The organism is Serratia sp. EC4 (genome assembly GCF_059652115.1).
In genome coordinates, this window is the sequence record NZ_JBNIDE010000020.1 from 1 (window position 1) to 5204 (window position 5204).

2 protein-coding genes and 2 pseudogenes are annotated in these 5204 nt (G+C 44.9%); all 4 read right to left on the reverse strand.

The genetic code is table 11. The annotated features are described in order from the left end of the window. Positions 1-301: 301 nt before the first annotated feature. On the reverse strand, positions 302-877 hold the full coding sequence (locus ACP39K_RS24370) for a helix-turn-helix domain-containing protein (protein WP_305179736.1): 576 nt from the start codon (positions 875-877) through the stop codon (positions 302-304). 39 nt (positions 878-916) lie between these two features. Further along, complete coding sequence (locus ACP39K_RS24375) at positions 917-1339, reverse strand: hypothetical protein (protein WP_497008987.1); 423 nt, start codon at positions 1337-1339, stop codon at positions 917-919. An 818-nt stretch (positions 1340-2157) separates the two neighbouring features. After that, positions 2158-2388: pseudogene (locus tag ACP39K_RS24380) on the reverse strand (Tn3 family transposase); the annotation flags it as partial. Positions 2389-2423: 35 nt separating this feature from the next. Next, positions 2424-5204, reverse strand: a pseudogene (locus tag ACP39K_RS24385) (Tn3 family transposase); the annotation flags it as partial.

Here is a 5204-nt window from a genome sequence, read left to right on the forward strand (position 1 = left end):
GCCCGATCATAAACCTGGAGCATATAGATAGAAGGAACTAACATTAATAGATTAATAAATGCGGTAAATATGCCAACGGTCCAAAAAATCTTACTGCGAGCCCGTATAACATCTGCAATCTCGTTATAAATTATTAAATTGCGCAAACTAGTACCTTTTAAGCTCATTGATTAAAGCCGCCCTAGTGAATCCAGATATATGAAAAACATAACAAAAATTATTAACCCCCATTCAACAAAAAAAGTCGAACAATAAAAAACGCAGCGTCACACAGCATTAAAACTTAAGCATACAGATGGTATTAAAACCATGCCTTTAACCGATTTGGTATGATGTGACTTTTATATTTTAAAATATAATAGTAATGTGAACTGGCGCCAATTTTTATTAAAGCATTTCTCCTGTGACTATAGATCGTTTTTTTTGCCACCTTTAACTGCTTTGACAAATCGGATATAGAAGCCCCATTAACCAATCCCTCTATAACTTCACACTCCCTTTTTGATAAAAAATGAAGCACAGGTTCGCTTGTTTTCTTTTGATAGACTTCATCAACGCTACAAATTAAATTCCCCACAGGCAGATTCATTGGAATACAATATTTCATCCAACTTGGAATTCCTGTCTCCCTTCTTGATAACTCAACAAACAAAACAGCCACAGCAGCTTTACATGAAAGTCTTTCTAATACCATTTGACTTCTTATATGCGTCCCCATATTAACCAAAACAACATCCCCCCTCTGCACATGTTCATTCAAGCAGGCGAAAGAATTACTATTTAAGCATATAACATTTATCACAAGACCATTTTTTTTAAATACTTCCTCACAGCCTCGCAAAAAAAAATTATCATCAGAAACAACATGGTAATGCATTGATTAGTCTCTAATTAAAAACCCCTTACATCACAAAATCTATACTATGTGAAGTGGTTTTATACGAACATAACTTCTAACAAACAAGGTACCACCGGAACGAAAAAACATATCTTCTGGTTCACCTAATTTAATTAATTTAAAATTCAAGAATTTAATTGATTGCCATAATCTTTGGTTAGACGATTGAAGATTATATTTATCCCATACGTTGAACATTAAATTTTCAACATCTATTTCGGCATCCGCCGAACCACAAGAAGTATAACTATGAAGCATAAATATTAATAATCTATTGGTTGTTTTTCTCAAAACAACTCGGCTTATCGATTTACTACCATGATTCTTTACATCTATGTTCCATAAACAACCACGTTTTATATCAAAAAATATATTATCATTGATCACGTAGCCATAAATTGCCTCATCAACCTCTTGATTATAAATATTAATTTTAGTCATAATAGTTACAACCAATATCCTGATTATTTAAATTAAGTATACTAAGAGTTAACTTATTATTTCAAACAAGTGTCAACCATGTGAAATACAGAATATAAAACCAAAAAAACAAACAAGAATAGAGATTTCTGTTGTCTTTTTTGTTTTTTTTAAATAAAAAAACTTTCAAAATCACTCACAAAAAGAAATATTTCTTATGGTTTTACAGTAGACCAAAAACCTAAAAACAATAAAAAAAAAACAAAAAATAAAAAAATAAAACAATATTTTTTTATAAAAAACCATAAACTTTAAAATATTGTTATCTATCAAAAACATATAAAATCAACAATACAAAATCTATAAATCAAAAAAAAAACACCAATAAAATTATCAAAAAAATCGAAAATACAATAAAAAGATATATTAATCAATTAGTTAAAAAAACACCATTTAATCTCACGATGCAACCAAACAAAAAACTATTAACATAATTAAACAAAATAAACTTATGGATACATTCGTGAAATTTTCGTAATCAATCATATTCTGTTATCCGCATGAGCGTATATGCTCGGCGAACTAGGCGTAGACAATGACCGATAAGTGTGACGATGATTTGTCGCAAGACTAGGGGCCGTAGATTTCTGCGATGCGGCTGACCGGCAGGCCATCGCCGAATGCGAGCACGTCGGGATACGTTCGACTTCCATGCCGCGGTTGTCGCTATGGCGCATGATGAAGCCCTTGCCGAACGCCTTCTTGATGGAGCTTTGCGGTGTCCTGCGGTATGCGGGTTCGTAATGTGTTGCTCATCGCCGGAACCGCCGAAATTTCCGTTACCCCAGCTTCAGCCCGGCAACCAGCGCATCCAGGTCAATAATCTCATTACTGCTCTGGAAGGTATAATGTCCGTTCAGCAAAATGTGTTGCCAGGCCACCGGTGATATCCGGATCAGAGCCTCAATGCCCTTGGCATTATCTTCCGCTTCAAGTCGTTCCAGCAATCGCGACAGGATCGCCGAGTTGTAATACACGATCGCGTTGGAAATCAGCTGCCCGCACTGGTTACGGGGTTTGAAGGCCAATGGAACGAAAACGTACGTTAAGAAGGTAATTCATTGTTTAAATTGAAATTTAATGCTCTCAGTTCTCCCTTCAAAATATCCTCCGGTAGCGTGAACGTATAATGCCCCAGCATATTGATGTGCCCGTGCATCAGTGGGGATAACCGGGCGATATCTTCATCCCCGGTTTCTTCTCCATTAGTGCGCATCCAGCTCAGTGCTTCCTGCATATAAAGCGTGTTCCACAGTACCACTGCATTAGTGACCAGCCCCAGTGCTCCCAGTTGATCTTCCTGCCCCTCACGGTAGCGTTTTCTGATCTCACCGCGCTGCCCGTAACAAATTGCACGCGCCACCGCATGGCGGCCTTCTCCCCGGTTTAGTTGCGTCAGGATCCGCCGCCGATAATCTTCATCATCAATATAATTAAGCAAATATAGCGTCTTGTTGACGCGTCCCACTTCCATGATCGCCTGTGCCAGTCCTGATGGGCGTGAGCTTTTCAGCAGAGAGCGGATGAGTTCTGAAGCATGGATAGTGCCCAGCTTCAGCGAACCGGCGGTTCGCATCATCTCATCCCACTGATTCTCCGCCTTCGACAAATCCGCACATCCCCGCGCCAGCTCATCCAGTGCACCGTAATTTGCCGATTTATCCACCCGCCAAAATACTGCTTCCCCGGCATCAGCAAGTCGGGGGGAAAACTGATATCCCAGCAGCCAGAAGAGGCCAAAAATAATGTCGCTGGTGCCGGCTGTGTCTGTCATGATCTCAACCGGATTCAGCCCTGTTTGTTGCTCCAGAAGGCCTTCCAGCACAAAAATGGAATCCCGCAATGTGCCGAGTACCACAATACCGTGAAATCCAGAGTACTGATCAGAGACGAAGTTGTACCAGGTGATGCCACGCCCGGAACCAAAATATTTTCTGTTAGGCCCGGAATTGACGCTTTTCACCGGCGTGACAAAGCGCATGCCGTCGGCTGACGCCACTTCGCCACCGCCCCAGTGACCTGCAAGCTCCAGCGTGGACTGAAAATCAACCAGCCGGGCATTGGCGCTGGCCAGCGTTTCTGCACGGAGGTAATTTTGTTTCACCCAACTGAGCCGGTGGCGGGTCAGTGCCGGTATATTGTGCTTTATCAGCGGTTCCAGTCCGATATTGCAGGCTTCAGCCATCAGAACCGCACACAGGCTAACGTGCAGATCCTGCGCTCGTGCTCCGGACTCACTGACATGCATAAATTCCCGTGTAAATCCTGTTCTGGCGTCTATTTCAAGCAGTAATTCCGTCAAATCAACCGGAGGAAGCAGCTGTTTTACCCGACTGTTGAGACAAAGCAACGACGGTGGCTCCTCCAGTTTCTCCAGACTACTGATGGTCAGGGAAGGATATTTACCGTCATTGCAGACATGGACTTTCGCATTCCCTTCAAATCGGGATGCGACTGCTTTCCAGGTCTCATCCAACTGAACGGCCAGTTGCTGCACGCCTTTGTGTCCATCGGTAGGATGTCCCAGAGCACGACAGACGGGAATACGCTGAGCCTGCCACTCTTCACCCTGCAACAGCTTCTCGCGGGGATCTCCCCAGCGAGAAGCTGTTTTCGAGCCAGATGTCCCGTCGGCGCAGTGCATCCTGAAGGCGCTCCAGCAGACACAGTGAATAACCGGCGCGTTGTATCCGGCCCTCGGCATCGTATACGAGGCGTTTCCAGGGGCCGGTGATGATATGTTCAGGCGCATCATCGAGGATGCGCTTTTTCGAGCCGTTCAGTTCAGCCAGATAATGAATCGCGGCCAGCGTATGCTCTCCGGCTGGCGCAGCCTGGAAATACAGGTCGCGCAATACCGCCGGAAGAAAACGCTTAACCCGGCCGTATTGTTCTACCATTTCGTCATGGAAATTGTTGTTCTGAGGCCGGGCCAGTTCATTCACCTTGCTGACGGATTCTGCCAGTCTGTTTTTCGGTATGCAGCTGAATATGGCCTGTCTCAGTTGAGCATCATCAGCCAGATCATCCAGCAATAGTGTACATGCTCGAGCCAGCAGTAGCGCAGCACGGTCAAGATCTTTCAGCGTCCTGAGCCGTTTTTTCTGCCCGGTTTTCTTCGCCTCGCGGGTGATGTCCAGTATCAGCATATCGAGCACATCAACGGCCTCATCCAGCGCTGTTATTTCCTGCGCTTTAACAAATGCAGTGAGTACGGCCAGTTTTCTTTGCTCTGGCATGCGTGCGATATATTTTACCGATGCCATACCTGCGTAACGCGCCAGATTACGCAGCTGTATCGCGGGCAGGCCGGTAAAGTTCAGCCGGGAAAACTCAAGGTTTCGCAGCCGGATATACCGCTCCAGCGCTTCGGTAAATGCCGGACCGCTGACGGTGACTGGTCCCTTTTTCAGTTTCTCCAGCGGTGAAATTCTCTGCCCCTCAGGAATGTCCAGCAGCTCCGTCACGCGGGCGGTCTGCCAGCTATCCGGCAACGCGGCCAGTTTTTTCCACAGCCGCTGATTTGCCCGTTCGCGTATTTCACTGACGAGACGTACAAGTGTGGTTGCTCCGGGCAGCAGGACCTTATTCTGAAGCAGCCACGCAGTGGCAAAATCAAACATCAGACCGGGTCGCTCATTACTGAGCCATGCCCGGGTGTACAGCAGGCGCTTCAGGCGGAAAGACCATGGAAAATCGCCAAATTCATGGTAACCGTAATATTCCTTAATCAGCGCAGTATGCTCTCTGAGGGTGGTATCCCGCTCTGCGTAGCGGGAGAGGACTTCCGGACGGCGGATATTAAGCTGCACCGCGACAAATTGCT